General features: G+C 69.7%; 19 protein-coding genes and 1 rRNA gene. 10 read left to right on the forward strand and 10 right to left on the reverse strand.

The genetic code is table 11. From position 1 onward, the window contains the following. Nucleotides 1-290: ribosomal RNA gene (locus ACI2L1_RS16750) — 16S ribosomal RNA — on the reverse strand; the annotation flags it as partial. A gap of 554 nt (nucleotides 291-844) precedes the next feature. On the opposite strand from ACI2L1_RS16750, the gene ACI2L1_RS16755 reads away from it, so the two are divergent. Both ACI2L1_RS16755 and ptsP read left to right on the forward strand, forming a co-directional pair. Then, nucleotides 845-1,294 (forward strand): PTS glucose transporter subunit IIA, encoded by a 450-nt coding sequence (locus tag ACI2L1_RS16755; protein ID WP_404740069.1) that lies wholly within the window; start codon nucleotides 845-847, stop codon nucleotides 1,292-1,294. 82 nt (nucleotides 1,295-1,376) lie between these two features. Next, nucleotides 1,377-3,047 (forward strand): phosphoenolpyruvate--protein phosphotransferase, encoded by a 1,671-nt coding sequence (gene ptsP / locus ACI2L1_RS16760; RefSeq protein WP_404740070.1) that lies wholly within the window; start codon nucleotides 1,377-1,379, stop codon nucleotides 3,045-3,047. A 70-nt stretch (nucleotides 3,048-3,117) separates the two neighbouring features. Here the strand turns inward: ptsP and ACI2L1_RS16765 are convergent, their stop codons facing one another. Both ACI2L1_RS16765 and ACI2L1_RS16770 read right to left on the reverse strand, forming a co-directional pair. Continuing rightward, entirely contained in the window at nucleotides 3,118-4,011 is an 894-nt protein-coding gene (locus tag ACI2L1_RS16765; RefSeq protein ID WP_404740071.1) for a hypothetical protein, read from the reverse strand. 108 nt (nucleotides 4,012-4,119) lie between these two features. Beyond that, entirely contained in the window at nucleotides 4,120-4,431 is a 312-nt protein-coding gene (locus ACI2L1_RS16770; protein ID WP_404740072.1) for a hypothetical protein, read from the reverse strand. Nucleotides 4,432-5,472: 1,041 nt separating this feature from the next. Between ACI2L1_RS16770 and ACI2L1_RS16775 the strand changes: the two genes are divergently transcribed. Further along, nucleotides 5,473-5,709: a hypothetical protein gene (locus ACI2L1_RS16775; RefSeq protein ID WP_404740073.1), complete on the forward strand. Its 237-nt coding sequence runs from the start codon at nucleotides 5,473-5,475 to the stop codon at nucleotides 5,707-5,709. A 32-nt stretch (nucleotides 5,710-5,741) separates the two neighbouring features. On the opposite strand, the gene ACI2L1_RS16780 is transcribed toward ACI2L1_RS16775, so the two are convergent. Further along, complete coding sequence (locus ACI2L1_RS16780; protein WP_404740074.1) at nucleotides 5,742-7,709, reverse strand: acetoacetate--CoA ligase; 1,968 nt, start codon at nucleotides 7,707-7,709, stop codon at nucleotides 5,742-5,744. Nucleotides 7,710-7,922: 213 nt separating this feature from the next. Here ACI2L1_RS16780 and ACI2L1_RS16785 point away from each other — a divergent pair, with 213 nt between their 5' ends. After that, nucleotides 7,923-10,289, forward strand: a complete 2,367-nt coding sequence (locus ACI2L1_RS16785) for a glycoside hydrolase family 31 protein (protein ID WP_404740075.1) — start codon at nucleotides 7,923-7,925, stop codon at nucleotides 10,287-10,289. 3 nt (nucleotides 10,290-10,292) lie between these two features. On the opposite strand, the gene ACI2L1_RS16790 is transcribed toward ACI2L1_RS16785, so the two are convergent. Beyond that, nucleotides 10,293-10,829, reverse strand: a complete 537-nt coding sequence (locus ACI2L1_RS16790; protein ID WP_404740076.1) for an NUDIX domain-containing protein — start codon at nucleotides 10,827-10,829, stop codon at nucleotides 10,293-10,295. Nucleotides 10,830-10,964: 135 nt separating this feature from the next. Here ACI2L1_RS16790 and ACI2L1_RS16795 point away from each other — a divergent pair, with 135 nt between their 5' ends. The 5 genes from ACI2L1_RS16795 to glpK all read left to right on the forward strand — a co-directional run bounded on the left by ACI2L1_RS16795 (nucleotide 10,965) and on the right by glpK (nucleotide 17,015). Continuing rightward, on the forward strand, nucleotides 10,965-11,390 hold the full coding sequence (locus ACI2L1_RS16795) for a Zn-ribbon domain-containing OB-fold protein (RefSeq protein WP_404740218.1): 426 nt from the start codon (nucleotides 10,965-10,967) through the stop codon (nucleotides 11,388-11,390). Continuing rightward, the gene (locus ACI2L1_RS16800) at nucleotides 11,387-12,577 is read left to right on the forward strand and encodes a lipid-transfer protein (protein ID WP_404740077.1); all 1,191 of its coding nucleotides are present in this window, start codon (nucleotides 11,387-11,389) and stop codon (nucleotides 12,575-12,577) included. Before ACI2L1_RS16795 ends, ACI2L1_RS16800 begins: the two co-directional genes overlap by 4 nt. Nucleotides 12,578-12,682: 105 nt before the next feature. After that, a complete protein-coding gene (locus ACI2L1_RS16805; protein ID WP_404740078.1) occupies nucleotides 12,683-14,335 on the forward strand; it encodes a GGDEF domain-containing protein in 1,653 nt (550 codons plus the stop codon). A gap of 373 nt (nucleotides 14,336-14,708) precedes the next feature. Next, nucleotides 14,709-15,434 (forward strand): MIP/aquaporin family protein, encoded by a 726-nt coding sequence (locus ACI2L1_RS16810; protein ID WP_404740079.1) that lies wholly within the window; start codon nucleotides 14,709-14,711, stop codon nucleotides 15,432-15,434. 69 nt (nucleotides 15,435-15,503) lie between these two features. Next, entirely contained in the window at nucleotides 15,504-17,015 is a 1,512-nt protein-coding gene (gene glpK / locus ACI2L1_RS16815) for a glycerol kinase GlpK (protein ID WP_404740080.1), read from the forward strand. Nucleotides 17,016-17,114: 99 nt separating this feature from the next. Here glpK and ACI2L1_RS16820 read toward each other — a convergent pair whose 3' ends face one another. The 5 genes from ACI2L1_RS16820 to ACI2L1_RS16840 all read right to left on the reverse strand — a co-directional run bounded on the left by ACI2L1_RS16820 (nucleotide 17,115) and on the right by ACI2L1_RS16840 (nucleotide 25,460). Further along, the gene (locus ACI2L1_RS16820) at nucleotides 17,115-17,720 is read right to left on the reverse strand and encodes a GTP-binding protein (RefSeq protein ID WP_404740081.1); all 606 of its coding nucleotides are present in this window, start codon (nucleotides 17,718-17,720) and stop codon (nucleotides 17,115-17,117) included. After that, nucleotides 17,701-21,423 (reverse strand): hydantoinase B/oxoprolinase family protein, encoded by a 3,723-nt coding sequence (locus ACI2L1_RS16825; RefSeq protein ID WP_404740082.1) that lies wholly within the window; start codon nucleotides 21,421-21,423, stop codon nucleotides 17,701-17,703. The genes ACI2L1_RS16820 and ACI2L1_RS16825 overlap by 20 nt, the downstream gene beginning before the upstream one ends. Before the next feature lie 189 nt (nucleotides 21,424-21,612). After that, entirely contained in the window at nucleotides 21,613-22,008 is a 396-nt protein-coding gene (locus tag ACI2L1_RS16830; RefSeq protein ID WP_404740083.1) for a DUF742 domain-containing protein, read from the reverse strand. A 9-nt stretch (nucleotides 22,009-22,017) separates the two neighbouring features. Next, nucleotides 22,018-22,440, reverse strand: coding sequence for a roadblock/LC7 domain-containing protein (locus ACI2L1_RS16835; protein WP_057614086.1), 423 nt, complete (start codon nucleotides 22,438-22,440; stop codon nucleotides 22,018-22,020). After that, entirely contained in the window at nucleotides 22,437-25,460 is a 3,024-nt protein-coding gene (locus ACI2L1_RS16840; RefSeq protein ID WP_404740219.1) for a nitrate- and nitrite sensing domain-containing protein, read from the reverse strand. Before ACI2L1_RS16840 ends, ACI2L1_RS16835 begins: the two co-directional genes overlap by 4 nt. Before the next feature lie 430 nt (nucleotides 25,461-25,890). Here ACI2L1_RS16840 and ACI2L1_RS16845 point away from each other — a divergent pair, with 430 nt between their 5' ends. Further along, nucleotides 25,891-26,430 (forward strand): hypothetical protein, encoded by a 540-nt coding sequence (locus ACI2L1_RS16845; protein WP_404740084.1) that lies wholly within the window; start codon nucleotides 25,891-25,893, stop codon nucleotides 26,428-26,430. The last annotated feature ends 12 nt before the right edge of the window (nucleotides 26,431-26,442 follow it).

Consider the following 26,442-nt stretch of genomic DNA (forward strand, 5'->3'; position numbering starts at 1 on the left):
TCAGGCCGGCTACCCGTCGTCGCCTTGGTGAGCCATTACCTCACCAACAAGCTGATAGGCCGCGGGCTCATCCTTCACCGCCGGAGCTTTCAACCACCACAGATGCCTGCGGTAGTGATATCCGGTATTAGACCCCGTTTCCAGGGCTTGTCCCAGAGTGAAGGGCAGATTGCCCACGTGTTACTCACCCGTTCGCCACTAATCCCCACCGAAGTGGTTCATCGTTCGACTTGCATGTGTTAAGCACGCCGCCAGCGTTCGTCCTGAGCCAGGATCAAACTCTCCGTGAATGTTTACCCGTAATCGGGTGCACACATCACGAGAGCGGAGCGACCACCGGAATAAGGCAGTCGCTCACAGCGTCCTCGCTGTGTTTTCTTCAAAGGAACCTCGCCCCAGCAGATGCTGGAGACGGGGTATCAACATATCTGGCGTTGATTTTTGGCACGCTGTTGAGTTCTCAAGGAACGGACGCTTCCTTCGTACTCACCCTCTCGGGCTTTCCTCCAGGCGCTTCCCTTCGGTGTCCCAAACTCTATCAGTGTTTTTCCGGCCCTCTGACCACCCTCCTGCAGGCATGCAGAAAGTGACCCCGAGATAGGATCTGACAAGTTGGATGCTGCCAGGCGAGGACGCTTGGTCGCGTCGCTCAACCTCAAGCAGGGGTACGACTGTACACGGGGCCTCGAAGGCGGTGCAAATCCCTTGGGACTGGTGGTCTAGACCACTAGCCGGTATCTTCCGTGCGGAACGCTCAGTTCATCTGACATACGCTGCTGGACAGAGTCGTCCGAGACAGGCAGTGACGGCCCATATACGCAGCTCCACCCCTGGGAGGCCTCCCATGACCACCGTGACGTCCCCTCTTGCAGGACGCGCCATCGGACTGGCCGCTGTGCCGGATCCGGTCTTCTCCGGAGCCATGGTCGGCCCGGGTACGGCGATCGATCCCGTACGTGAACCGTCCGAGGCGGTCGCGCCCGTCGACGGAGTGATCGTCTCTCTCCACCCGCACGCGTTCGTCGTTGTGGATGAACAGGGGCACGGTGTGCTCGTCCACCTCGGCATCGACACAGTGCAGCTCAACGGTGAGGGTTTCGAGCTGCTGGTGAGCAAGGGCGACACCGTCACACGCGGTCAGGCTGTCGTGCGTTGGAACCCGGCGGCAGTCGAGGCCGCCGGCAAGTCCGCGGTCTGTCCGGTCGTGGCGCTGGAGGCCACGGCTGAGGCCCTCTCCGAACTCCGTGACGACGGCGACGTGAAGGCCGGCGACAGTCTCTTCGTCTGGAAGTGACGTTGCTGCCGTCGTATGACGGCAAGTAGAGACGACAACCATCGCGGCGGCGGGACCCGCCGCACTATCGGAGACGGGTGAGATGGAGACAACGCTGCGAGGCGTCGGCGTGAGCCACGGGGTGGCGATCGGCGAGGTTCGGCACATGGGAACGGCGGTGCTGGAGCCGCCTGCCAAGCAGATTCCGGCGGGGGACGCGGAGCGGGAACAGGGGCGCGCCCGCCAGGCCGTCGAGGCTGTGGCAGCAGACCTTATGGCGCGCGGAAATCTGGCGGGGGGCGAGGCCCAGGCGGTGCTGGAAGCGCAGGCCATGATGGCGCAGGACCCCGAGCTGATGGCCGACGTGGACCGGCGTATCGCGGTCGGCAGCACGGCTGAGCGTGCCGTGTACGACGCGTTCGCCGCGTACCGCGAGCTCCTGGCGGGCGCCGGGGAGTACCTCGCCGGACGGGTCGCCGACCTCGACGACGTGCGGAATCGTATCGTCGCTCGTCTGCTCGGGGTGCCCATGCCGGGTGTGCCGGACAGCGACGAGCCGTATGTCCTGGTGGCGCGTGATCTCGCGCCCGCCGACACCGCTCTGCTGGACCCGACGCTCGTCCTGGGTTTCGTCACCGAGGAGGGCGGACCGACCAGCCACAGCGCGATTCTGGCGCGGGCGCTCGGCGTGCCGGCCGTGGTGGCCCTGCCGGGTGCCGGTGAGCTTGCCGAGGGTACGGTCATCGCCGTCGACGGCAGCACCGGCGACATCTTCGTGAACCCGAGCGACGAGAAGAAGGACGAGTTGAAGGCCGCCGCGGCCAAGCGGAAGGCCGCGCTCGCCGCGTCGACGGGCCCGGGTGCCACTGCAGACGGCCACAAGGTGCCACTGCTGGCCAATGTCGGCGGTCCGGCGGACGTGCCAGCCGCGGTCGAGGCGGGCGCCGAGGGTGTCGGTCTCTTCCGTACCGAGTTCCTCTTTCTCGACGACAGCAAGAACGCTCCGTCGGAGGAGAAGCAGGTCGGGGCCTACCGCCAGGTCCTTGAGGCGTTCCCCGAGGGGCGCGTCGTAGTCCGGGTGCTGGACGCGGGCGCGGACAAGCCGCTGGACTTCCTGACGCCGTCCGACGAACCGAACCCGGCGCTGGGCGTGCGTGGACTGCGGACGCTGCTGGACCACCCGGAGGTGCTGCGCACCCAGCTGACGGCGCTGGCCAAGGCTGCCGAGGGGCTGCCGGTCTACCTTGAGGTCATGGCCCCCATGGTGGCGGACCGCGCCGATGCCAGGGCGTTCGCCGACGCTTGCCGGGAGGCAGGACTTCGGGCGAAGTTCGGTGCGATGGTGGAGATCCCCTCGGCCGCGCTGCGGGCGCGGTCGATCCTTCAGGAGGTCGAGTTCCTGTCTCTGGGGACCAACGACCTCGCGCAGTACACCTTCGCCGCCGACCGTCAGGTGGGTGCGGTGTCGCGGCTGCAGGATCCCTGGCAGCCCGCGCTCCTCGACCTGGTTGCGCTGTCCGCCGAGTCGGCGAAGGCCGAGGGAAAGAGCTGCGGTGTCTGTGGCGAGGCCGCCTCCGACCCGCTGCTCGCCTGTGTACTGACCGGACTCGGAGTCACCTCTCTTTCCATGGGCGCGGCGTCCATTCCCTATGTCCGGGCGACGTTGGCGAAGTACACGCTGGCGCAGTGCGAGCGTGCGGCTGCGGCCGCACGGGCTGCCGACAGCGCCGAAGAGGCTCGCGACGCGGCTCAGGCGGTGCTGTCGGGCGAGTAGTCGGACCGAGTCGGCCGACCGAGGGTTCGTAGAGGGCGCTCCACCTGCGGGTGGGGCGCCCTCTACGTGCTCAGTGGTTGTGGCGCGGTGTCTGTCCCTCCGGTCCGAGGTCGGGTGGCACGCAGTAGTCGACGTCCGATTCCGGGGAGATCAGGTCGCCTGAGTCGATGTCGGTGCAGTAGGCGTCGAAGACTTCTCCGGCAGTGAGGGGTTCGAGGCCGTCGCCACGCAGGCGCCAGCCGTAGATGCGGTCGGTGGTCCCCGGGGTGGTGGTGCGCATGACGAGTCCGCCGGGGCTCTGGGCGGCGATGCCGAGTGCGAGGACGGTGGTGAATTCGAGGGCCTCGGCCTCGTCGAGTTGTACGGCGCCGTCGGTGTTCTCGTCGGAGTGGAGGACGGCGAGGAGGGTCTCCGGGGTGCCGGTGACACTGCAGACGAGGTGGTGTTCGCCCGGCTGGGCTGTGTCGAGGATCCGGACGACGAGATCCGAGGCCCGAGTGAAGGCCGCGCGGCCGATGTCCTCCCCGCAGGAGCCGCAGGCACCTAGGCGGGCTAGGAGTGTGGTCGCGTACTCCCAGGTGGCTTGGCGGACGGCTTCGTCCACGAGGGCTGGTACGAGCTCGGTGAGGGGCTGGCCCTCGTATGGGAGCGTCGGTCCGGTGGTGGCGAGTTCGGCTGTGAAGCGTGTGCGGCTGGACGGGATGTCCGGGTTCAGGCCCGTATCCTCGCAGAAGTCGGCGTACTCCTGCGGGTCGAAGAGGGCGATGGTCGTGTGGCTGCCCTGTGAGGCGCGGGTCCTCAAGAGGTCTTCGACCTGTTTCAGGTAGGTCGCGTGGTCGTCGAAGGTAAAGCTGCGGTAGCGCCGCATGGCGCGGAAGTCGTGTTCGTCGGTGAGCAGGCCGATGGTGCCGGCGATTTCGCGGCGCAGGACGCGTCGCATCCTCTGGTGGTCGGTGTGCGCCATGTTTCCCCCTGTGCACAGTCGATCAATGCTCACTCACAGTAACCGGCGGCACTGACAATGCGGTCCGGTCGAGACGGGCCCGGACCAGTCGATGCTGGACTGCGCAGGTCAGGGCGATGATCGTGCCTGAAGGTGGCCCCTCCCGCCGGGCCGGTGATGACCGCCCAGGTAGGCGCCCTGAGCGGTATCGAGGGCGAGGGCGAGGGCGAGCTCCCACGAGATGGTGGCGTGGAGCATCTCGGCCAGGGTGAAGACGGCGGCCGCGGCGGTGAGGAGCAGCGTGGCGGTGACGGATTCGCCGGTGGCCGCGAGGGCCGTCGTGATTCCGCCCGGGGCAAAGGTGACGGAGAGCGGGATGAACAGGTTCCGGGCGGCAGCCGTGCTGGTGCCGAACCGGGCCAGCGGAACCTGGAGAGCCACGACCATGACGTTGTTGAGGACCACCAGGAGCGGTGCGCGTCCGTTTCGGTGTGTTGGCGTGGGGCTTGGTGAGGATGCTCGCGGCACGGTCTCCGAAGCTGCCCACCGCGGAGGCAGCCATGAGCTGGACGATCAGCAGGACCTGGGCGGTGGGGAGCCGGTCGGCGAGCTTGCCTCCTATCGGTGCGCCGGCGATACCGACGGCTCCGGCGACCGCGGCGAGCGTGCCGAGCTGGGCGAGGGAGAGTCCGCGGACATAGGTGCAGCAGAGGACGGAGACGGACGCCCATAGTCACGCTGCCGGTGCGGTCGACGAGCGCGATAACGAGCATGCTGCGTCCGTCGCGGCCTCCGGGAACGCTTCAGTGGTGCGACGGCCAAGGGAATTGCCGCCTCCGTCGAACGGGCCGTGGCCGACAGCTCCTTGGCGTCCGGAGCGGCACTGCCTCCGGTGCGGCGCCTCGCGGACGATCTTGGCGGGCGGTCACCCCGATCCGCGACTGCTCCCAGGTCTCGTGCCCCTCTCGGCTTTCCCCTGGCGCTCGTTCACGCCGTTCGACGCTGCGGCTGGCCCGGCTTGAGGACGCCGTACGCACATGGCTGGAGCCCGACGGGGTGCCCGTGGAGCATGTGACGCGGAGCGCTGGATCTGGTCGGGCGGCTGCTCTCCATCGAGCTACGGACCGGCGACACCGTGGCCATGGAGGATCCCGGTTACCACCATCTGCTGGACCTGGTCACGGCGTTGGGTCTGCGCATGGTGCCCGTGGCTGTCGACTCACAGGGAGTGCTGCCCGATGCCTTGCTCGCAGCGCTGGGTGCATGTTGCGGACGGTGAGCAGGTTCCCGGGAACGGACTGGCGGTGGGCGGCCGCCGCATGTGATCCGATCCCCCTGGCCGACACGACGGGCGGCTTCTGCTGACCTCCGGGTGGGTCAGTCATCTGCTCCAGGAGACGGTCTATCGGCTTCTCACGGACGACCGCACGCGCGCGTTGACGGCTCTCGCCCGGGAGACCCGCGCTGCGCCGGAGCGCGCTCATGCGAGAGCTCGGCGACCGGGGCATCGCGGCGCACGAGGCGAGCGGAATGAAAGTGTGGGTGCCCGTTCCGGACGAGTCGACTGTGGTGAACGGGCTGCGGTCGTACGGCTGGTGGGTCGCGGGCGGGGTGCGGTTCCGGTTGTCGTCCGGGCCGTATGTGCGGATCAGCGTCGCCGAACTGGAGCCGGCCGACGCGGCGCGGCTGGCCTCGGAACTTCGCCGGCGTACTTGGTGAGTCCGAGGCCACTTACGGTTGCTGACGCTCCGTCAGGAGCGCTTGCGGGCCAGATCCTCGTAGAAGTGCAGCAGGTCGAGATTGTCGATGGAGCCGGGGTTGACGGCCTTCTCCAGTGGGGTGCCCTGGAGGAGACGCTTGACGGGGACCTCGATGCGCTTCCCCGTGAGGGTGTGCGGGATGCCGGGTACCTCGATGACCTCGTCGGGGACGTGGCGGGGTGAGAGGTTCTCGCGGATGGTCTGCTTGATGCGGTCAAGAAGTGCCTGGTCCAGGGCCGCTCCCGGGATCAGCTGCACGAACAGGGGCATCCAGTAGCCGCCGTCGGGCTGTTCGATGCCGATGACCAGGGATTCCCTGATCTCGGGGAGCCGTTCCACGGCCTCGTAGATGTCGGCCGAACCCATGCGGACGCCCTGCCGGTTGAGCGTCGAGTCGGAGCGGCCGTGGATCACGACCGAGCCGCGTGAGGTGACGGTGATCCAGTCGCCGTGGCGCCATACGCCGGGATAGGTGTCGAAGTAACTGTCGTGATAGCGGCTGCCGTCGGGGTCGTTCCAGAAGTGGATCGGCATCGACGGCATGGGGTTGGCGACGACCAGCTCGCCGACCTCGTCGATCAGAGGATCGCCGCCCGGATCCCAGGACTGCAGGTCGGTGCCCAGGCTGGGTGCCTGGAGCTCCCCGATGTAGACGGGCAGGGTCGGTACGGCGCCCGCGAAGCAGGAGCACACGTCCGTGCCACCGCTGACGGAGGCGATCCACAGATCCTCGCGGACCTCGTCGTGCAGCCAGCGGAAACCGTCGGGCGGGAGCGGTGAGCCGGTGGTGGCCACGCACTGCACCTTGGAGAGGTCGAAGTCGCGTCCTGGGCGCACGTCGGCTTTGCGGCAGGCCATGACGTACGCGGCCGAGGTGCCGTAGAGCGTGGCACCCGTGCGTTCGGCGACCCGCCACTGGGCGCCGATGTCCGGGTAGCTGGGGCTGCCGTCGTACAGGACAACGGTCGTGCCGGTGAGGAGGCCGGAGACGAGGAAGTTCCACATCATCCAGCCCGTGGAGGTGTACCAGAAGAAACGGTCCTCGGGGCCGAGGTCGCAGTGCAGGCCGAGCTGCTTCAGATGCTCGACGAGGATGCCGCCCTGGGACTGGACGATCGCCTTGGGCAGTCCGGTCGTGCCCGAGGAGTAGAGGACCCACAGGGGGTGGGCGAAGGGCACCTGTTCGAAGACCGGCTCGGTGTCGGCACTCGTCAGGGCCGACCACTCCAGGGCGCCTTCGGGGGCCTCGGTGCCCAGGAGCGGGATGTGGACGACGGCGCGCAGGGAGGGCAGCTCGCCGCGGAGTTCGGCGACCGTCTCTCGGCGGTCGTGCTCCTTGCCGCCGTAGCGGTATCCGTCGACGGTGAACAGGATCACCGGCTCGACCTGCTGGAAACGGTCCAGGACGCTGCGGGCGCCGAAGTCGGGGGCGCAGGACGTCCAGACGGCGCCCACCGCGGCCGTGGCGAGGAGGGCGACGACGGCCTCTGTGATGTTCGGGAGGTAGCCGCTGACGCGGTCTCCCGGCCGTACTCCCAGGGCGCGCAGCTCGGCGGCCAGGGAGCCGACCTGGCGGCGCAGCTCGGACCAGGTCATCGGCTGCGGCTCATGGATCTCGTCGACGTACAGGAGGGCGGGGTCGCCCGGGCGGGTCTCGGCCGCGCGCAGGGCGTGCTCGGCGTAGTTGAGAGTGGCTCCCGGGAACCATTCGGCGCCGGGCATCGAGCGGGCGCCCAGCACGCGCGCGTAGGGCGTCGAGAACCGTACGTCGAACCATTGGGTGACGGCTTTCCAGAACGTCTCCAGCTCGTCCACGGACCAGCGGTGGAGGGCCGCGTAGCCTCCTTCGGCCGGAGCGCCGTGGTGTTCGGCCGCCCATGCCTGGAATCCGGTGACCTGGGACCGGGCGATGCGCTGCGGGTCTGGCTGCCAGAGCGGCTGGGGTTTCACGGTCGACATGGGGCGGCTCCCGGACTGTGCGCGTCGTGTGCGTCTCCCGCGCACGGGCTGGGGTGTGCGCGTGACGCGGCTGACAGGGACGATGCCATGTGATCAACTTCTACGCCAGGGTGCGGCCCACATAGTCCGTGTCGTGAAGATGTGGTCCCGGCACGGGTGAACGGCAGTTGAACGGACCGCGCGGGTGGGGCAGTGAGTGGCAGGGTGAGCAGCATGAACGGTCGTGACCTGGTGCGTTCGGTGAAGGCGGTTGGTTCTGTGGGGACGCCCCAGGGGTTGCGTACCGTGCGCGCTGCGTGGCGCAGGAGGCGTACCGACGCCGCCGGGCTGCCGGCGCGGGGGGCCGAACGCGCGCGGGTGCCGGGTCCTGTACAGGGTGTCGAGCCGGGGCCGGGTGGGGGTGTCGTCCGGTTCAGCCGCTCCGAACTGCGGATTGTCGTCGCGGTGAACGGAGCGGTCTTCTGGGGATGGGACGGAGCCGCGCCCGAGCCGTCGTACGCGCTCGGAAGTCACTGTCCGGAGCCGGATCCACGGGCGGTGCTGGAGCCGGACAAGGACGGCGGCTGGCGGGTCGTGGCCGAGCGGGCGACGGTCATGGTGTCCCGGCACGGCGCGGTCGAGGTGCGTACGCCCGGCGGGGTGACACTGCGCCGGGATCTGCCGCCCCGGTGGTGGGAACCGGCGAGCGGCGGCGCGGCACGCTGGATGCAGCGGTCCGAGGTCGGCGCGGACGCGCGGTTCTTCGGGCTGGGGGGACGGGCGTCGGGCCCACGGTTGCGGGACGGAACGTATCGGCTGTGGAACACCGACCCCGGTCGGGCGTTCGGTCCGGGCGACGATCCGCTGTACGTCACGATGCCAGTGCAGCTGGTGGTGGCCGACGCCGCCACCCACCTCGTGTTCCACGACACCTCGTGGGACGGCACCGTGACCCTGCGGGAGGGCGAGGAGGGTGCCGGGTCCGGGCACGACCGGGCGGGGACGAGCGAGCTGCGGATGGACGGCGGTCCCCTGCGCTGCTGGGTGATGGTGGGCACGCCCGCGCGTGTGCTGCTCGCCTGGGCCTCGTTGACCGGTGCGCCCGCCCTGCCTCCGTCGTGGGCGCTCGGCCATCATCACGCCCGCTGGGGCTTCGGCAGCGAGCAGGAGGTGCGGCGGATCGTCGCCGGTTACCAGGAACACGGTCTGCCGCTCGACGCCGTTCATCTGGACATCGACCACTTGGACGAGCATCAGGTGTTCACCGTCGACCATGAGCGCTTCCCCAAGCTGCCCCAACTGGCCGAGGACCTGCGGCGGGACGGCATCCGCCTGGTGTCGATCGTCAACCCCGCGGTCAAGGCCGCGCCGGGCAACGCCGTCTACGACAGCGGCACGGCCGAGGACGTCTTCGTGCGGGACGCGTCCGGGCGGCTCGTGGAAGGGGTCGTATGGCCCGGCGAGGCGGTCTATCCGGACTTCACGCACGCACACGTGCGTGCGTGGTGGGGTCGCCTCTACCAGGAGAGGCTCACAGCGGGGTTCGCGGGCTTCTGGCACGACATGAACGAGCCCACGTCGTTCAACGCCTTCGGGGAGTCCACTCTGCCGCGATCCGCCAGGCACCTGCTGGAGGGCCGGGGCGGCGATCATCAGGAGGCGCACAACGTCTTCGCGCTGTGCATGGCCCAGGCCGGGTACGAGGGGCTGCGCGAGCTGGTGCCCGATGAGCGGCCTTTCCTGTTCTCTCGCTCCGGATGGGCCGGCATGCAGCGCTACGGCGGCACCTGGTCCGGCGACGTGGCCACCGGGTGGCCCGGGCTGCGCGCCTCGCTGTCGCTCGTGATGGGGCTCGGGCTGTGCGGGGTGCCGTACTCCGGGCCCGATGTGGGCGGCTTCGACGGGAGCCCGTCACCCGAGCTGTATCTGCGCTGGTTCCAACTCGGCGCCTGGCTGCCGCTGTTCCGTACGCACGCGAGTCTGCGAGCGGGGCGCAGGGAGCCGTGGGAGTTCGGCCCCGAGGTACTGGAGCACGCGCGCGTGGCGCTCCTGGAACGCCGACGGCTGCTGCCGTACTTCATGACGCTCGCACAGCTGGCCCGGCGTACCGGAGCGCCTTATGTGCGGCCCTTGTGGTGGTCCGCGCCGGAGGACCGCGCCCTACGGGACTGCGAGGACACCTTCCTGCTGGGTGACTGCCTGCTCGTGGCACCGGTTCTCGATCCGGGCAGCGACCGGCGTGCGGTCCAGCTGCCGCGGGGCCGCTGGTACGACACGACGACGGAGCAGGCGTACGAGGGGCCGGGGCAGGTGCTCGTCGACGCTCCGCTGTCCAGGATCCCGGTGCTCGCGCGCGCGGGTGCCGTCATTCCGGTGCGGGGCGACGACGGCGGTCTCCAGTTGGAGGTGTGGGCGCCCGGCCGGGGACAGAGCGGGGGCGGGCTCATCGTCGAGGATGCGGGCGACGGATGGCACGAACCGGAGATCGAGCGCTACGTCGCCCGCTGGGAGGGCCGGAAGGTGGTCGTTCAGCGGGAAAGTGAGCACGGCCTGAACGAACCGTCCCACCCGGTGCGGCTGCGCGGGCTCGGAGCGCGCTGAGGCTCAGACGTAGCGGCCCTCGAACCAGGCCCGTACGGCCAGGGTGTGCAGGGGAAAGGCGAGCTCCTCCGGCCTGCGCAGAAGGTGCCAGCCCTCCGTCTCGTCCGTGGCGGCTGACCTCGGGAGACCGTCGGCGGGGCGCTCCGGCAGCACTCCGAACAGCAGCAGGTGCCCGTCGGGCGAGCTCAGCGCGTCGACGAGTCGTACGTCGCGGCTCGCCGCGTCGATGCCGGTCTCTTCCTTGAGCTCACGGACCAGGGCATGGCGCCAGTCCTCGCGGTCGTCGATGTAACCGCCGGGGAGTGCGATGCCTCCGCGCGCGGGGGCGATGGTTCGGGTGATGACGACCAGGGCGGTGCCCTGGGTGTCGTACACGGGCTGGAGTGCGACGGCGACCGGCAAGGGGTTGCGGTAGGCCACGGTGCTGCAGACGGGACAGGTGCGGGGCCAGCCCGCGACGCCCTCTCCGTAGGGCGCTCCGCAGCTCGAACAGTGGGTGCCGGGCGCGGAGTTGGGGATGGAGTGCTGAGTTTCGGACACGCGGCGGACTGTATCCGATCACCGGTAGCTCCGGTTCCGTTGGGCCCCTGCCTCTTCGCGGCCGCCCGTGCGACACTTCTGACGTATCGTCAGATCGAGTCCTGGGGAGGGATGTTGCCACGCACGCGCACACCAGTGGTCGCCGGGTGGTTCGCCGGTGACGAAGACGGGTTCACGCTTCTCGGCACGCGTTGCTCCGCCTGCGCCTCGGTCTTTTTCCCGCGTGAGGACGGCCATTGCCGCAACCCCGGATGCGCCGGTGGAGATCTGGCGGAGATTCCCCTTTCGCGCCGCGGTCGCGTCTGGTCCTACACAGATGGCCGGTATCGGCCGCCGTCACCGTATGTGACCGATCCGGAACTTCCGTGGGAGCCGTACACGTTGATCGCTGTGGAGCTGGCCGCTGAGCGGATCGTGGTGCTGGGGCAGGCGGTTCCGGGGGTGACCGTCGCCGATCTTTCGGTGGGCACGGAGGTGGAGGTCGTCCCCGGTGTGCTCCATGAGGACGGGGAGACGGTCTGGACGACGTGGCACTGGCGGCCGACGGGGGTGACGACATGACGGGAGAGGTGGCGGTGCTCGGCGTGGGCATGCACCCCTGGGGCAAGTGGGGGCGCGGTTTCGTCGAGTACGGAGTGGTGGCGGCCCGTGCGGCGCTGGCCGACGCGGGTCTGGAGTGGCGGGACGTCGGCTCGATCGTCGGCGCCGACACCGTGCGGGGCGGCTATCCCGGTCATGTGGCGGGGGCGACCTTCGCGAAGGCGCTGGGCTGGCAGGGCGCCCGCGTCACCAGCGTGTACGCGGCGTGCGCATCCGGAGCGCAGGCGGTGTCGGCCGCGCGGGCGCAGATCCTCGCGGGCCTCGCCGACGTGGTGCTCGTGGTCGGCGCTGACGCTGCGCCCAAGGGGTTCTTCCGGCCCGCGGGCGGCGACCGGCCGGACGATCCGGACTGGCTGCGGTTCCGGATCCTCGGGGCGACCAATCCGACCTACTTCGGGCTGTACGCCCGCAGGAGGATGGCCGTGCACAAAGACACTCCGGAAGACTTCGCGCAGGTCAAGGTGAAGAACTCCGCCATGGGCGCGTTGAATCCGTATGCGCGGTACCGGAAGCGGGTGACCGCGGAAGAGGTCGCGGCCTCCGCCGTGGTGGCCGATCCGCTGCGGCTGCTTGACATCTGTGCCACCTCGGACGGCGGGGCCGCGCTGGTGCTCTCCAGCATGGAGTTCGCGCGTCGGCGGGGCAGGTCCGAGCCGGTGCGGATCAGGGCGGTGTCGACGGTGACGCCGACGTATCCGAACACGGTGCTGGACCTGCCGGACATCGCGACGGACTCGGCCGTCGCGGTCGAACCAGCGGCCGACACCTTCCGCGCCTCGATCGCTCGCGCGGCGTACGAGGAGGCCGGTGCCGGGCCGGAGGACCTCTCCCTGGCCGAGGTGTACGACCTGTCCACCGCCCTGGAGTTGCAGTGGTACGAGGACCTCGGGCTGTGCGGGGAGGGTGAGGGAGCGAAGCTCCTGCGGGAGGGAGCGACGGCCTCGGGTGGGCGCATGCCGGTCAATATGAGCGGGGGGCTCGCCTCTTTCGGTGAGGCGGTCCCTGCCCAGGCGATCGCCCAGGTGTGCGAGCTGACCTGGCAGTTGCGGGGGGACTCGGGGGAACGGCAGGTTCCGGACGCGCGCGTGGGGATCAGCGCGAACCAGGGCCTGTTCGGACATGGGTCGGCGGTGATAGCCGTGCGGTGATGCGGGGAAAGGGGTTTCTCATACGCTGCGTGAGGGCCCCGGAATCCTGCGTGAACGTCTCATGAACTGCGCTTGGGCATGCACGAATGGCGCCAGTATGCTCCCGTGCGCTCCTGGACGGACACTCTCCGCTTCGCCTTCCAACCGGTGGTCAATCTGGCGACCGGTGGAGTGGCAGGGCTGGAGATACTCGCCCGTCCGGAGACCGGCGACATCCTGGCTCAGGCCCGCCGCGACCCCGAACTCGACGGACAGCTCACCGTGTTGGCTGTACGGGCGGCCGCGCGCAGGGAGACGCTGCTGCCGCTGCATGTCAATGTGTTCGCGGGCACGCTCGCCGACCTCGGCGGACTCACTCCGCTGCACCACGCGGTACGTGAGGCGGGGCGGCTGCCGTGGGAGATCACGATCGACGTCGGTCCGCCGTACACGCATGTGCCGCATCAGGCGCTGCTGGAGGCAGTCGCCGAGCTGCGGGGACAGGGCTTCCGGATCAGCGCGGACGGAGTCGGGGACGGCGACGTACCGCTGAGGCTGCTTGTCGACATGTCGCCCGACATCGTGAAGCTCGACACGTCGCTGCTGGTCCGGCCTGCCGCGGTACGGGCGATGCGGACCCTGTGCGACGAGCTCGGCGCGCTTCTGTGCGTCGAGGGCGTGGAGACGGAACTGCAGTACACGGCTGCCCTGTCGGCCGGTGCACAGCTGGCGCAGGGCACGCTGTTCGCGCCGCCGTCCCGGCTGCCCGCGGCGGAGGTATACGTTCCGCCCCGCTCCCCCGGTGACGCGGCGCCACCACGGTCCGGGCCGTCGGTACGGGAGTTCGTGCGCCCCGCCGCGCTGTTGCCGGCCACCGCGTCCGCGGGACAGGTGCGCGCGCTGCTCACCGGGTCTCCCGACGTGTCCGGAGTGCTGCTCGTGGACAGGAACGGGGTGCCGTTCCGCTCGGTGCACCGGTCACGGTTCCTGCTGTCGATGTCGGGCCGCTACGGACACGCCCTGTACGCCGACCGGCCCGCCGCCAAGCTCGGTGATCCGCCGCGGACGGTGGGGATCGACGCCACGGCCTGGGAGGTCCTGGACGTGGTCGCCGTCGGCGCCCGGGACCGTACGTCGGACGACGTGGCCGTGGTCGACCGGTACGGCCGCTGCGTAGGCGTCGTGCGGCTCTCGGATCTCGTACGGGCGCTGAGCGACACCCGGGTGGAGGAGGCAGCAGGCCTCAACCCGCTGACACGGCTGCCCGGTTCGGACGCGATCACGGCCGAGGTGGACCGGTGTGTCGCGGCCGGGCGGACTTTCGCGCTGAGTTGGCTGGACGTCGACCACTTCAAACAGGTCAACGACGGGGCCGGATTCGCGGCGGGCGACGAGTTGATCAGGTCGGTGGGCCGGGTCTTGCAGCACGCCGCGGCCGACACCGCGCGCGTGGGGCACATCGGCTGGGACGACTTCCTGGTGCTGACGGACCCGGAGGGGCTGGCCCCGCTTGCCGCCTCCGTGCTCGACGCGCCCTGGACGGCGGGCGGGCGACCCGTGACGCTGTCGCTGGCCACCGTGGTGTGCCTGCCGGGCAGTGTGGTGGACCATCGGGAGGCGGCCGCGTGCCTGGCGCCGCTGAAGAAGGCCGCGAAGGCGCTCAGCGGGGCTAGTTGGGTCGTGGGGCGGGCAGGCTTGCCGGGGCACGAGATCAGGCGTGGAGCGGGCACGGAGGCCACTTCCACGGGCTATGCGGTGGCGGAGCCAGGGCGGGGCTGAGCACGCGTCCGGGCCGTGTCCCGGCCGGCCTCGCCCGCGCCCATCGAGGACGCCGTCGTACGACGGTCCGCGGTTCGTCGTCCCGTCCCAACCGTTGTCGTCAGCGACCTTGACGCCCCCCGGGGCCCGGTGAACACTTCCGGTGTCAGTCGACATCGCCGTACATTCTCGGCGTATCCAGGCACCATGCCGCGCGGGCCCCCACAGACCAAGGCCCATACCCCCACGGGCGATTCGGCTACGACGGCACGCTCGTCGCGGACGCCGGGCGGGGCGCGGAATCCTCCCTGCCCTCGGCAGTTCGCCAAGGGAACCGCAACCCTGCACGGAGGACCGGGGCGGGAACGTCCCGGGCCAGGGCCTAGGAGCCGCCATGAGCAACGGAGACGTATTTCTCGGTGAGGTCATCGGTACGGCGATTCTGATCCTCTTCGGCGCCGGCGTGGTCGCCGCCGTCGTACTCAACTACTCCAAGGCGAAGGACGCCGGCTGGGTCGTCATCGCGTTCGGCTGGGGCTTCGGTGTGCTGGCGGGGGCGTACACCGCCGCCCCGCTGTCCGGCGGACACCTCAACCCGGCTGTGACCCTCGGGATCGCCGTCGACACCGGGGACTGGGACCAGGTCCCCCTCTACATCGCCGGGCAGATGGTCGGCGCCATGCTCGGCGCGGTCCTGTGCTGGCTGGTCTACTACGCGCAGTTCCAGGCCAACGCCGAGGAGGAGATCGCCCAGCCGACGCTCGGGATCTTCTCCACCGCGCCCGCGATCCGCAACCCCGTGGCGAACCTGGTCACGGAGATCATCGCGACGATCGGGCTGGTCCTGCCGATCCTGGCCTTCGGACTCACCAAGGGGCTGGGCGAGTCCGGTACCGCGGTTTTGGTCGTCGCCTTCCTGGTGGTCGGCATCGGTCTGTCGCTCGGCGGGCCCACCGGATACGCCATCAACCCGGCCCGTGACCTGGGCCCGCGCATCGTCCACGCCCTGCTGCCGATCCCCAACAAGGGCACCTCGGACTGGGGTTACGCCTGGATCCCGGTGGTGGGACCGCTGATCGGCGGGGCGCTGTCCGGGCTCATCTTCAACGCAGCCTTCTGAAACACGGCCCTCGTGAAACGCAGCCCTTGTGCAACGCAGCCTTGAGCAGGAACCGACGAAGGGGACGTCATGACGGACAGGTTCGTCGCCGCTATCGACCAGGGCACCACCTCCAGCCGCTGCATCATCTTCAACCAGGACGGCGCGATCGTGGCCGTCGACCAGCGCGAGCACCGCCAGATCTTCCCCAAGCCCGGCTGGGTGGAGCACGACGCCACCGAGATCTGGTCCAAAGTGCAGGCCGTGGTCGCCGGAGCGATCGCCAAGGCCGGACTGCGCGCCGACCAGCTGAGCGCGCTGGGCATCACCAACCAGCGTGAGACGACGGTTCTTTGGGACCGCGCGACGGGCAAGCCCGTGCACAACGCGATCGTGTGGCAGGACACCCGTACCGCTGCGCTGACCAGGCAACTCGGCGGCTCGGACGGGCAGGACCGGTTCCGTGAGCAGACCGGGCTGCCGCTGGCCACCTACTTCTCGGGGCCGAAGGCGGCCTGGCTGCTGGACAACGTGCCAGGACTGCGCGCGCGTGCCGAGAACGGCGAGATCGCCTTCGGCACCATCGACTCCTGGCTCATCTGGAACCTCACCGGCGGCACGGACGGCGGGCAGCATGTCACCGACGTGACGAACGCCGGACGGACCATGCTGATGAACCTGGAGACCCTCCAGTGGGACCAGTCCATCCTGTCCGCGATGAACGTGCCGGACGCCGTCCTGCCCGAGATCAAGTCGTCCGCCGAGGTGTACGGCACCGCTGTCGGCCAACTCGCGGGCGTCCCCGTGGCATCGGCGCTGGGCGACCAGCAGGCAGCCGTGTTCGGACAGGCCTGCTACGACGTGGGCACGGCGAAGAACACGTACGGTACGGGCTCCTTCCTGCTGCTCAACACGGGCAACCGGCCGGTCCCGTCGAAGAGCGGGCTGCTGACGACGATGGGCTACAAAATCGGCGGTGAGGCGCCGGTCTACTGTCTGGAGGGCTCAATTGCCATAACGGGCGCGCTGGTCCAGTGGTTCCGTGACCAGCTGGGCATCATCCGAAACGCCGACGAGATCGAGCCTCTGGCCGCGAGCGTCGACGACAACGGCGGCGCGTACATCGTGCCTGCCTTCTCCGGCCTGTTCGCGCCCTATTGGCGCTCCGACGCGCGCGGGGTGGTCACGGGACTCACGCGGTACGTCACGAAGGCGCACCTCGCGCGGGCGGTCCTGGAGGCCACGAGCTGGCAGACCCGCGAGGTCGTGGACGCCATGTACCAGGACTCCGGGGTGCACATCACCACCCTGAAGGTGGACGGCGGCATGACCAAGAACAACCTGCTCATGCAGCACCTGGCGGATGTGCTGGACGTTCCGGTGGTGCGGCCGAAGGTCTCCGAGACCACCTGTCTGGGTGCCGCGTACGCGGCCGGGCTCGCCACAGGCGTGTGGAACGACCTCGACGAGCTGAAGTCCCACTGGCAGAAGGACGTCGAGTGGACGCCCAACATGGAGGCGTCCGTCCGGGACCGCCAGTACCACAACTGGCGCAAGGCGGTGGAGAAGAGCTTCGGCTGGGAGGAGGACGGCGAGAACTAGGCACGCGTGCGTGGTGCCGCGAGAGCCGGGCACACGCGCGTAGTGCCGTCGAAGCAGCGGCCCGTACCCCTGTCGGTGGGGGTACGGGCCGCACCCCGCTCAGGTGGTGACGGTCTGGCGGTGCCGCGCCGAGTACGCCATGGCGTGCTGTACGACGCCGACGAGTACGTCCTTGACCGACTGCTTGTCCCGGGCGTCGCACAGCACGATCGGTACGTCCTCGTCGAGGTCGAGGGCCTGCCGTACGTCCTGCTCCGGGTAACGGATCGCTCCCTCGAAGCAGTTGACGCCGACGAGGAAGGGTATGGAGCGCCGCTCGAAGTAGTCGACGGCGGCGAAGCAGTCCTCCAGGCGACGGGTGTCGACGAGCACGACGGCCCCCAGGGCGCCCTCGGAGAGCTCGTCCCACATGAACCAGAACCGTTCCTGTCCTGGTGTGCCGAACAGGTACAGCACCAGGTCCTCGCGCAGGGTGATACGCCCGAAGTCCATGGCGACGGTGGTGGTGCGCTTGCTCTCCACACCGCTCGTGTCGTCGACCGGACGGCCTGCCTCGGTGAGCAGTTCCTCGGTGCGCAGCGGCTTGATCTCGCTGACCGCGCCCACGAACGTGGTCTTGCCCACGCCGAAGCCGCCGGCCACGAGGATCTTGAGCGTGACGGGCTCGACCGGGGGCTTGCCGCGCTCAGAACGCCCGAAGATCATTGGTCTCTTCTCCTGCTTGCTGGGGGTGTTGAGGCGACGGCGGGCCATAGCCTCCGCCGCCGGGGGTCTCGATGACGAGCACATCGCCAGGGCCGACGTCCGCCGTGTCGCGTCCGCCGAGTTCGGTGACCGTACCGTCCGTGTGTTCCACACGGTTGGCGCCCAGCGCGCCGGACTCGCCGCCGGCCATGCCGTACGGGGGCACCCTACGGTGCTGGGACAGCGTGGAAACAGTCATGGGCTCATGGAACCGGATGCGCCGCACGGCGCCGTCCCCGCCCTGCCACCTTCCGGCTCCGCCGCTGCCGGGCCGCAGCGCGAACTCGTCGAGCCGCACGGGCAGTCGCCATTCCAGGACCTCGGGGTCCGTGAGCCGCGAGTTGGTCATGTGGGTCTGGACGACGGGCGCTCCGGCGAAGCCGTCGCCCGCGCCGGAACCGGACGCAACGGTCTCGTAGTACTGGTGGTGGTCGTTGCCGAAGGTGACGTTGTTCATGGTGCCGGAGCCCTCGGCCTGGACGCCCAGAGCCGCGTACAGGGCGCCGGTGATGGCCTGCGAGGTCTCCACATTGCCCGCGACGACGGCGGCCGGCGGTGCGGGCGCCAGCATGGAGCCGGGCGGTACGACGATGTCGAGCGGGCGCAGACAGCCGTCGTTGAGCGGGATGTCGTCGTCGACCAGGGTCCGGAACACGTACAGGACGGCCGCGTTGACCACCGCGAAGGGCGCGTTGAAGTTGGTGGCCAGCTGGGCAGAGGTGCCGGTGAAGTCGACGGTGGCGGAACGGTTTTCGCGGTTCACGCGCACGCGTACGTGGATTTCGGCGCCCGAGTCGGTCTCGTAGGCGAACTCACCGTCGTCCAGCGCGTCGATCACACGGCGCACTGCCTCTTCCGCATTGTCCTGGACATGCTTCATGTACGCCTGGACGACGTCCAGGCCGAAGTTGTCGATCATTCGGCCGACCTCGTCGACGCCCTTGCTGTTGGCGGCGATCTGGGCGCGCAGGTCGGCGAGGTTGGTCCTCGGGTTGCGCGAGGGGTACGGCGCCTCGGTGAGCAGGCGGAGCGTCTCCTCCTCGCGGAAGCGGCCGTTCTCGACGAGCAGCCAGTTGTCGAAGAGGACACCCTCCTCCTCGATGGTGTGGCTGTTCGCGGGCATGGAGCCGGGAGCGATGCCGCCGATCTCGGCGTGGTGTCCGCGGGAGGCGACATAGAAGAGGATCCGGTCACCCTCCGTGCTTTCGGTGTCGAAGACGGGGGTGATCACGGTGACGTCCGGCAGGTGGGTGCCGCCGTGGTACGGGTCGTTGACGGCGTAGGCGTCCCCGGGGCTCATGGATGGGCCGCGCCGGCGGATGACCTCCTTGACGCTGGTGCCCATCGAGCCCAGGTGGACGGGGATGTGAGGGGCGTTGGCCACCAGGTTTCCGTCCGGGTCGAAGAGCGCGCAGGAGAAGTCCAGGCGTTCCTTGATGTTGACGGACTGGGCCGTGGACTCCAGCCGGGCACCCATCTGTTCGGCGATGGACATGAAGAGGTTGTTGAAGACCTCAAGCAGAACCGGGTCGGATTCCGTGTCGAGATCGGAACTCTCCGTAATCGCCGTGCGTTCCATGACCAGATGCCCGTCGTCGGTCGTCGCGGCCCGCCAGCCGTCGTCCACGACGGTCGTGGCACTGGCCTCGGTGATGATCGCGGGGCCGGTGACGGTCTCGCCGGGGGGAAGGTCCTCGCGGCGGTGGAGGGGAGCATCGCGCCAGGTGCCGCCCGTGTGGAGGCGGACGGTGTCTGGGGCGGCGGGGTGACCTTGGTAGGTGGCCAGGGCGGAGAGATCGGGGGGTTCGGTGATGCCGGTGGCTTCGACGGAGAGGGCTTCGACGACGATCGGGCGGTCGAGGGTGAAGGAGTACGTGGCGCGATGACGTTCTTCGAAGGCTTGGGTCATGGTGCCGGGCTCGGTCAGTTCGACGCTGAGGGTGGTGTCGGTGCCGTCGTAGCGGAGTTGGGCGCGACGGGTGACCTTGATGCGGGTCTCGGGGACGTCCTCGGCGAGGAGTTCGGCGCGGGCGGCGCGCTCCAGGTCCTCGGCGGTCTCCAGGATGCCGGGCATCGCTGCGGGCTCCAGGGGTGCCTCGACCGACTGTTCGCGCATGGCCGTGGTGTCGGCGAGGCCGATGCCGAGCGCGGAGAGAACTCCGGCCATGGGCGGGACGAGGACGGTGCGGATGCCGAGCGAGTCGGCGACCATGCACGCGTGCTGGCCGCCCGCACCGCCGAACGTGGTGAGGGCGTACCGGGTGACGTTGTGCCCTTTCTGGACGGAGATCCGCTTGATGGCATTGGCGATGTTGGCGACGGCGATCTGGAGGTAGCCCTCGGCGACCTGTTCGGGGCTGCGGTCGTCGCCGGTCTGCTCGCGGATCTCGCGCGCGAGATCCGCGAAGTGGTCCCGGACCAGCTCCGCATCGAGGGACTGGTCGCCATCGGGACCGAACACCTTGGGGAAGTGGGCGGGTTGGATCCGCCCGAGGATCACGTTGGCGTCGGTGACGGTGAGTGGGCCGCCGCCCCGGTAGCAGGCGGGGCCGGGGTCCGCGCCCGCCGAGTCCGGCCCTACGCGGTAGCGAGAGCCGTCGAAGTGCAGGACGGAGCCGCCGCCGGCCGCGACGGTGTGGATGTCCAGCATCGGGGCGCGCAGCCGGACTCCGGCGATCTGTGTGGTGAAGACGCGTTCGTACTCGCCCGCGTAATGCGAGACGTCGGTGGAGGTGCCGCCCATGTCGAAGCCGATGACCCGGTCGAAGCCGGCCAGTTGCGACATGCGGGCCATCCCGACGATGCCACCGGCGGGGCCGGAGAGAACTGCGTCCTTGCCGCGGAACTGCCCGGCTTCAGCGAGGCCGCCGTTGGACTGCATGAACATCAGCCGCACGCCTTCGAGTTCGTCGGCGACGTGCTGGACGTAGCTGCGCAGCACCGGCGAGAGGTAGGCGTCGACGACGGCGGTGTCCCCGCGCGGGACGAGCTTCATCAACGGGCTGACCTCGCTGGAGAGCGAGATCTGCGGGAAGCCGACGCGGGCGGCGAGCGCTCCGACCGCCTGTTCGTGGGCTGGGTGGAGGTGGCTGTGCATGCAGACCACGGCGACGGCCCGGATCCCGTCGTCGTACGCCTTCCGGAGGGGGCCGGCGAGGGCGTCGAGGTCGGGTTCGCGCAGGACGGTGCCGTCGGCGGCGATGCGCTCGTCGACCTCCAGGACCCGTTCATGGAGCAGTTCGGGGAGTTCGATCCGGCGGGCGAAGATCTGGGGGCGATTCTGGTAGGCGATGCGCAGGGCGTCGCGGAAGCCACGGGTGATGACGAGGAGGGTGCGCTCGCCCTTGCGCTCCAGGAGGGCGTTGGTGGCGACGGTGGTGCCCATGCGAACGGTCTCGACGGGTTCCTCGGAGCTGTCCAGAAGTGCGTGGACTCCGGCGACCGCGGCGTCGGTGTAACGCGCCGGGTTCTCCGACAGGAGCTTGTGGGTGAGCAGGCTGCCGTCCGGGCGTCGCGCGACGATGTCGGTGAAGGTACCGCCTCGGTCGACCCAGAACTGCCAGCCAGTCGTCACGTCCGTCTCCCCGATCGCACTGCTCGGCACCGTGTCCGCGGGCTGGTGGCCGGCTGTCCGCGGACGTTCGTCGACGATCAGTCGGATCATATCGGCCGGGGTGTCTCGGCGCCCGCCGCGGACCGGTGGACACACCCGACGGAGTCGCGGCCCCCTGCCTCGGCGTTCTCCGAGGTCAGGCGCGTGCGGTGGAGGGGCCGGGCGACACCGTTCCCGGCCACCGGCCGTGAGCGCGTCGCGGCGCTGAGGGAGCGGCCCCCGGACGGGCGGGACGGTCGGTCACAGGGCCCTGAGGCCGTTGATCACGTCGCGCAGGATGCTCTCGTCCGGGAGCTCCGCGGGTGGCACCGGCCGGTTCACATGGACCCACTCCGAGTCGACGAGATCGCCTATGAGGACCCGTACCACTCCGATGGGCAGGTCGAGTTCGGACGACAGCTCCGCGACCGACTGCGGGGTGTCCCGGCACAGGTCGACGATGTCCACGTGCTCGGGCGACAGCGAGTGGTCCCCGTCGGGATCGTCCGTATGGGATTCGGCCACGACGACCGCAATGAGGTCGAGGCGGTGCTGGCCGACACTTGTGGTGCGGCCGCGCGTCATGGCGTACGGACGGACCACCGGTCCGGCCTCGTCGTCGAACCAGTGGCTTCTTCCCTGACCGTCTGTGCTCATGCCATCTCACTACCCGCCTTGAGGCAGATCGGTGCGTGGGGCGGCACCGAGATGCACACCGACCCGCTTGACCAGGAGCGTCATCTCGTATGCGACGAGGCCCACGTCCGAGTCGGCGTCCGAGAGGACGGCGAGGCAGCTGCCGTCACCGGCGGCCGTCACGAACAGGAAGGCATCGTCCAGCTCGACCACGGTCTGCCGGACGTTGCCCGCCTCGAAGTGCCGGCCCACGCCCTTGGCGAGGCTGTGGAACCCGGAAGCCACAGCGGCGAGGTGCTCGCTGTCCTCGCGGGTCAGGTCCTTGGACACGCCGGTCGGGAGGCCGTCGCTGGAGAGCACCAGGGCCTTGCGAATGCTCGCGACGCGGTCCACCAAGTCGTCGAGGAGCCAGTTCAGCTCGCCGGACTTGTCGGTCGCCTTCGGTGCGGTCATCGACCGTCCCCCTTAGTCGTTCGTTGTGGTGCTGTGCCGCCGGGCGTGTCGTCTCCCGTGGCGTTCTCCTCGCGGCCACGCTGCCAGCCCCGCTGGAGCGAGGCCATGCGACTGCGTACCTCGTCGGCGTCCCGTTCGGCGGGCTCCCCCTGGTTCTGGGGGCGCCTCTCGGGGCTCTGCTTGAGCTGTGGGGCCAGGTTCGCCTGTCGTACGCGGCGGGGCAGCGGGGCAGTGCCGGAAGCGGTGTCCTGGGGCCCTCGTGCGGCGCCGAGGGGAGGCCTGGCCGAGGAGCCGGGCGCCCCAGAGGTTCCGGAGGCGTACTCGCCCCAGCCGGGCCGTACGACACCACCCGTCGAACCGCCCCTCTCCAGAGCGCCAGGAGCGGAACCCACCGGGCCGAGAGCGGGCTCGTCCGGCCTGCCGGTGGCACCGATGGCGGAGTCCTCCGCACCCGCGCCGCTCGACGCGATCTCGGCACGCCGGGTACGCCGGGGCAGGGCAGGAGCGCCGGACCCTCCGCCGAGTTCGCGGCTCGGCGACGCCGAAGAGGTTGAGCTCTCCGTCAGCTCGTCAAGGCGGTCGGCCACGCCGGTGCCCCGGCGCAGGGCCGCGGCGCGGCGGCGGCTCGGCAGTGGCGGCGGCTCGGAGCGTGCGGGCCCCGGTCCCACGGCCGGCGTCGGCTGCGTCCGGGACGCACCCGGGCCGATCGCCGGTGGCTCGTCGGACTCCTCACGCCCCGGACGGTCGTCGGTGACGGGGCGCCCGTGGGAACTGACCAGCTTGGGCGTACGGCGGCGCGGCAGCGACACGGGGGCGTCCGGACCGTCGCCACCGATGTCGGCCCCATCGATGTCCGGAGTCCCGTCGTCGACCTGGGCCAGCGATCGGCGCGGGCGGAACAGTCCGCCGCGCTCGCTGTCCTCGGAGTCGAGCACGCCCGGGAAGTCGTGCAGCGCGTCCAGGTCGACGGGTGCCTCCAGTTCGACCGGGCCGTCCAGGATCGCGGGAGGCATGCCCGGCAGCTGGGCCGGTCTCCGGGTCAGTGAGGCCCGCTGCGCCTCCTCCAGTTCGGCCTCCTTCGACGGCTGGGGGCGGTCGAGGCGGAAGCCGATCCCATTGGTGTCGGGGACGTCGTCGGTCAGCAGCGCGTCCGGGATGAAGACCACGGCCGTGGTGCCGCCGTAGGGCGAAGGCTGAAGCGAGACGCGGACGTTCTGCCGCTGGGCGAGCCGGCTGACCACGAACAGGCCGAGCCGGTCGGTGTCGGACAGCTCGAACTCGGGTGTCTCCGCGAGCCGGAGGTTGGCGTCCAGCAGTGCGTCGGCGGCCATGCCGAGTCCGCGGTCGTGGATCTCCAGGGTGAAGCCGTTGGCGACGCGCTCGCCCAGGACCTGGACGGCGGTGTGCGGCGGGGAGAACACGGTGGCGTTCTCCAGGAGTTCGGCCACGAGATGGGTGAGGTCCGCGACGGCCGGTCCGGTCACGGCCACCCGGGGCAGCCTGCGGACCTCGATGCGCTCGTAGTCCTCGACCTCGGCGACGGCGGCGCGTACGACGTCCATGAGCTGGACGGGCTTGCGCCACTGCCGGGAGGGGGCGGCTCCGGAGAGGATCACGAGGCCCTCGGCGTGCCGGCGCATGCGGGTGGTCAGGTGGTCCAGGCGGAACAGGTCGGCGAGTTCGTCGGTGTCCTCGGTGCGGCGTTCCATGGTGTCGAGCAGGGTGAGCTGCTTGTGGAGCAGGACCTGGCTGCGGCGTGCGAGGTTGACGAAGACCTCGGAGACGCCGGCGCGCAACTCGGCCTGTTTCACGGCGGCTTCGACGGCTGCGCGCTGGAGGGTGTTGAGGGCCTGACCGACCTCGCCCATCTCGTTCTTGTCGTACTCCAGGCGCGGGACCTCGGTCTCGACGTCGACCTGTTCGCCCACGGAGAGGCGGCGCATCACGCTGGGCAGTCGTACGCCCGAGGCCTCGTGGGCCTCCAGGCGCAGCTGCCTCAGATCGCGGATGAGGGTGCGGCCGACACGCACGGACAGAACGAGGGAGAAGAGCAGGGCGATCAGTCCGAGGACGCCGACGGAGGCCGCCTTGACGATGACCCCCATCGCATCCGGGCGGACCCGGTCCTGAAGACGGTCGCCGGCCTGGTCGTCGAGCTTGGCGAGTTCGTCGAGCACGCCGGCTGCGGCGGCGTCCCAGCTCTTGGCGCTGACCTTGTTGAAGGTACCGGGTTCGGCGGAGGCCACCGACTGCTCGGCGGAGCGCAGCGGAGCGGTGCCGGCGTTGTTCCAGAAGCGCTCATAGCGCTCGCGCTCCGCCGTCGGCAGTACCGCCAGGCTGATGTCGTACATCATGGTGCGCTGGGCGACGAGGTCGGAGACGTCACGGATCTCGTCATGGTCCAGTTTCCCCACCACCAGGGCGGAGCTGAGCAACGCGTCCTCGCGGGACAGCAGTTCGCGGGCCCGGGTGATGTTCACCAGGGCACGGGCCTGCTTGTCCAGCTCCACGCTGTCCACGCCGTCAAGGGTGGCGAGGAGGGCGTAGCTGGGGTCGACGAGCCGGTTGTACTGGTCGAGGGCCTGGAGTCGGGAAACGGTGCCGTCCTCGACGCTTCGGCGCAGCGAGTCGATGCCTTCGAACGCGTCCAGGACGGCGGTGAGGCGCTCGTCGTCGTCCTCGTCCAGGCTGTCGAGGACATCGGGATCGTGCGCGTCCTGGCGGAATTTGGTGATGGCGGCGTCGGAGGCGCTCCGCGTGCTGCGCAGCGCGGACAGGGCGTCGGACGCGCGTGGGTCGGCGAGGTAGACAAGTGTCTGCCGTCGTTCCTGCTGGAGCACGCGCACCGTGCCCTCGGCGGGGTAGCCGAGCTTCTCGGTGACGGTCGACACCTGGAACAGCCGGGTGACCTCACGTCCCGTCAGTACCGTGGCGAAGCCCCACACCGCGATCAGGGATACCAGCGGCACGAGAAGCAGCGCCACGATCTTCCGGCGGATCGACTTCCCGCGAAAGCGCATGGCCTCCCCCAGCTCGACCCCCACCGGCCGGGGGTACATATGTACGTCAACAAACGGCGCGAGCCTACTACTGACGCACACGTAACTCGAAGCTCCCTCCGGAACCTGAACTTCCGCTCCGACATCTAGACATGGGGAGTTGTCCACCCATTGCGGGAGATTGCCTCCTGAGATCACGCGGTTCGCGTCGGACCGGAACCGATCGGCCGGGGCGGGTGGTTGGCTGGATTTTTTCGTTTCTTTGACGTGGTGCGGGAATCTTGAAGAGGTCTTGTTCGTCCTTCTCTACGGGAAATGGCGGTGGATTCGGCCACAGGAGCCGCATCTGCAACTGGGCGGCGTAAACCAGCGCAAGCCGGGCAGCCACCTTGAAGCCCGGTCCACGGACACCGGGACGAGGGGTCTGCCGGCGGTGGGGAGTGACACGGTGATGGGCACGGCGGAACGGCAGGAGGCGCCGGGTAGCGGCGTGGAGACGGCGCGTGCGACGGCGGTACGGCGCCCCAAGGCGCCGGTTCACGACATTCCGGCGGGGGCGGGTGTGCCGAGCGGGTACGGCGCGGTCCAGGAGGAGCCGTACCGGCCATTGTGGGTCGAGGAGTCCGCACGCAGGCGCCGACTGGCGGATCCGGTGCGGACCTCCGCGGTGCGGGCGGTCCTCATCATCGCTGTGACGCTGATTCAGGCGATGGTGGCGTTCCTGTGCACCCTGGCCGGTTCCTGGCTGGCGTTCCCGATGGTGCTGAGCAGTGTGGCCAGCACGGTGGTGGCCACCTGGGGTGCTCTGGACGTGTGGGTGACCCGCCAGGTGTGGAACCAGCGCCACGGCGTGGTGTCGACCCCGAGCAGCACGGCGCGTGCGCTGCGGCGTGAGCGGCGCAAGGCCCGGCGACAGGCGCGTGCCGCTGAGCGGGCGCAGGAGCGGATACGGCAGCAGGGCGGCGGGACGGGGCAGTTGTCCCACCCCTGACCGCCCCGGCCC

The sequence above is a fragment of the Streptomyces sp. NPDC019531 genome (genome assembly GCF_044903305.1).
Lineage (GTDB): Bacteria > Actinomycetota > Actinomycetes > Streptomycetales > Streptomycetaceae > Streptomyces.

Bases quoted from the DNA above. Each gene is read 5' to 3' on its own strand.
- ACI2L1_RS16755 (WP_404740069.1), top strand. From the start codon at position 845: ATGACCACCGTGACGTCCCCTCTTGCAGGACGCGCCATCGGACTGGCC.
- ptsP (WP_404740070.1), top strand. From the start codon at position 1,377: ATGGAGACAACGCTGCGAGGCGTCGGCGTGAGCCACGGGGTGGCGATC.
- ACI2L1_RS16765 (WP_404740071.1), bottom strand. From the start codon at position 4,011: ATGGCGCACACCGACCACCAGAGGATGCGACGCGTCCTGCGCCGCGAA.
- ACI2L1_RS16775 (WP_404740073.1), top strand. From the start codon at position 5,473: ATGCGAGAGCTCGGCGACCGGGGCATCGCGGCGCACGAGGCGAGCGGA.
- ACI2L1_RS16780 (WP_404740074.1), bottom strand. From the start codon at position 7,709: ATGTCGACCGTGAAACCCCAGCCGCTCTGGCAGCCAGACCCGCAGCGC.
- ACI2L1_RS16785 (WP_404740075.1), top strand. From the start codon at position 7,923: ATGAACGGTCGTGACCTGGTGCGTTCGGTGAAGGCGGTTGGTTCTGTG.
- ACI2L1_RS16800 (WP_404740077.1), top strand. From the start codon at position 11,387: ATGACGGGAGAGGTGGCGGTGCTCGGCGTGGGCATGCACCCCTGGGGC.
- ACI2L1_RS16810 (WP_404740079.1), top strand. From the start codon at position 14,709: ATGAGCAACGGAGACGTATTTCTCGGTGAGGTCATCGGTACGGCGATT.
- glpK (WP_404740080.1), top strand. From the start codon at position 15,504: ATGACGGACAGGTTCGTCGCCGCTATCGACCAGGGCACCACCTCCAGC.
- ACI2L1_RS16820 (WP_404740081.1), bottom strand. From the start codon at position 17,720: ATGATCTTCGGGCGTTCTGAGCGCGGCAAGCCCCCGGTCGAGCCCGTC.
- ACI2L1_RS16825 (WP_404740082.1), bottom strand. From the start codon at position 21,423: ATGATCCGACTGATCGTCGACGAACGTCCGCGGACAGCCGGCCACCAG.
- ACI2L1_RS16830 (WP_404740083.1), bottom strand. From the start codon at position 22,008: ATGAGCACAGACGGTCAGGGAAGAAGCCACTGGTTCGACGACGAGGCC.
- ACI2L1_RS16835 (WP_057614086.1), bottom strand. From the start codon at position 22,440: ATGACCGCACCGAAGGCGACCGACAAGTCCGGCGAGCTGAACTGGCTC.
- ACI2L1_RS16840 (WP_404740219.1), bottom strand. From the start codon at position 25,460: ATGCGCTTTCGCGGGAAGTCGATCCGCCGGAAGATCGTGGCGCTGCTT.
- ACI2L1_RS16845 (WP_404740084.1), top strand. From the start codon at position 25,891: ATGGGCACGGCGGAACGGCAGGAGGCGCCGGGTAGCGGCGTGGAGACG.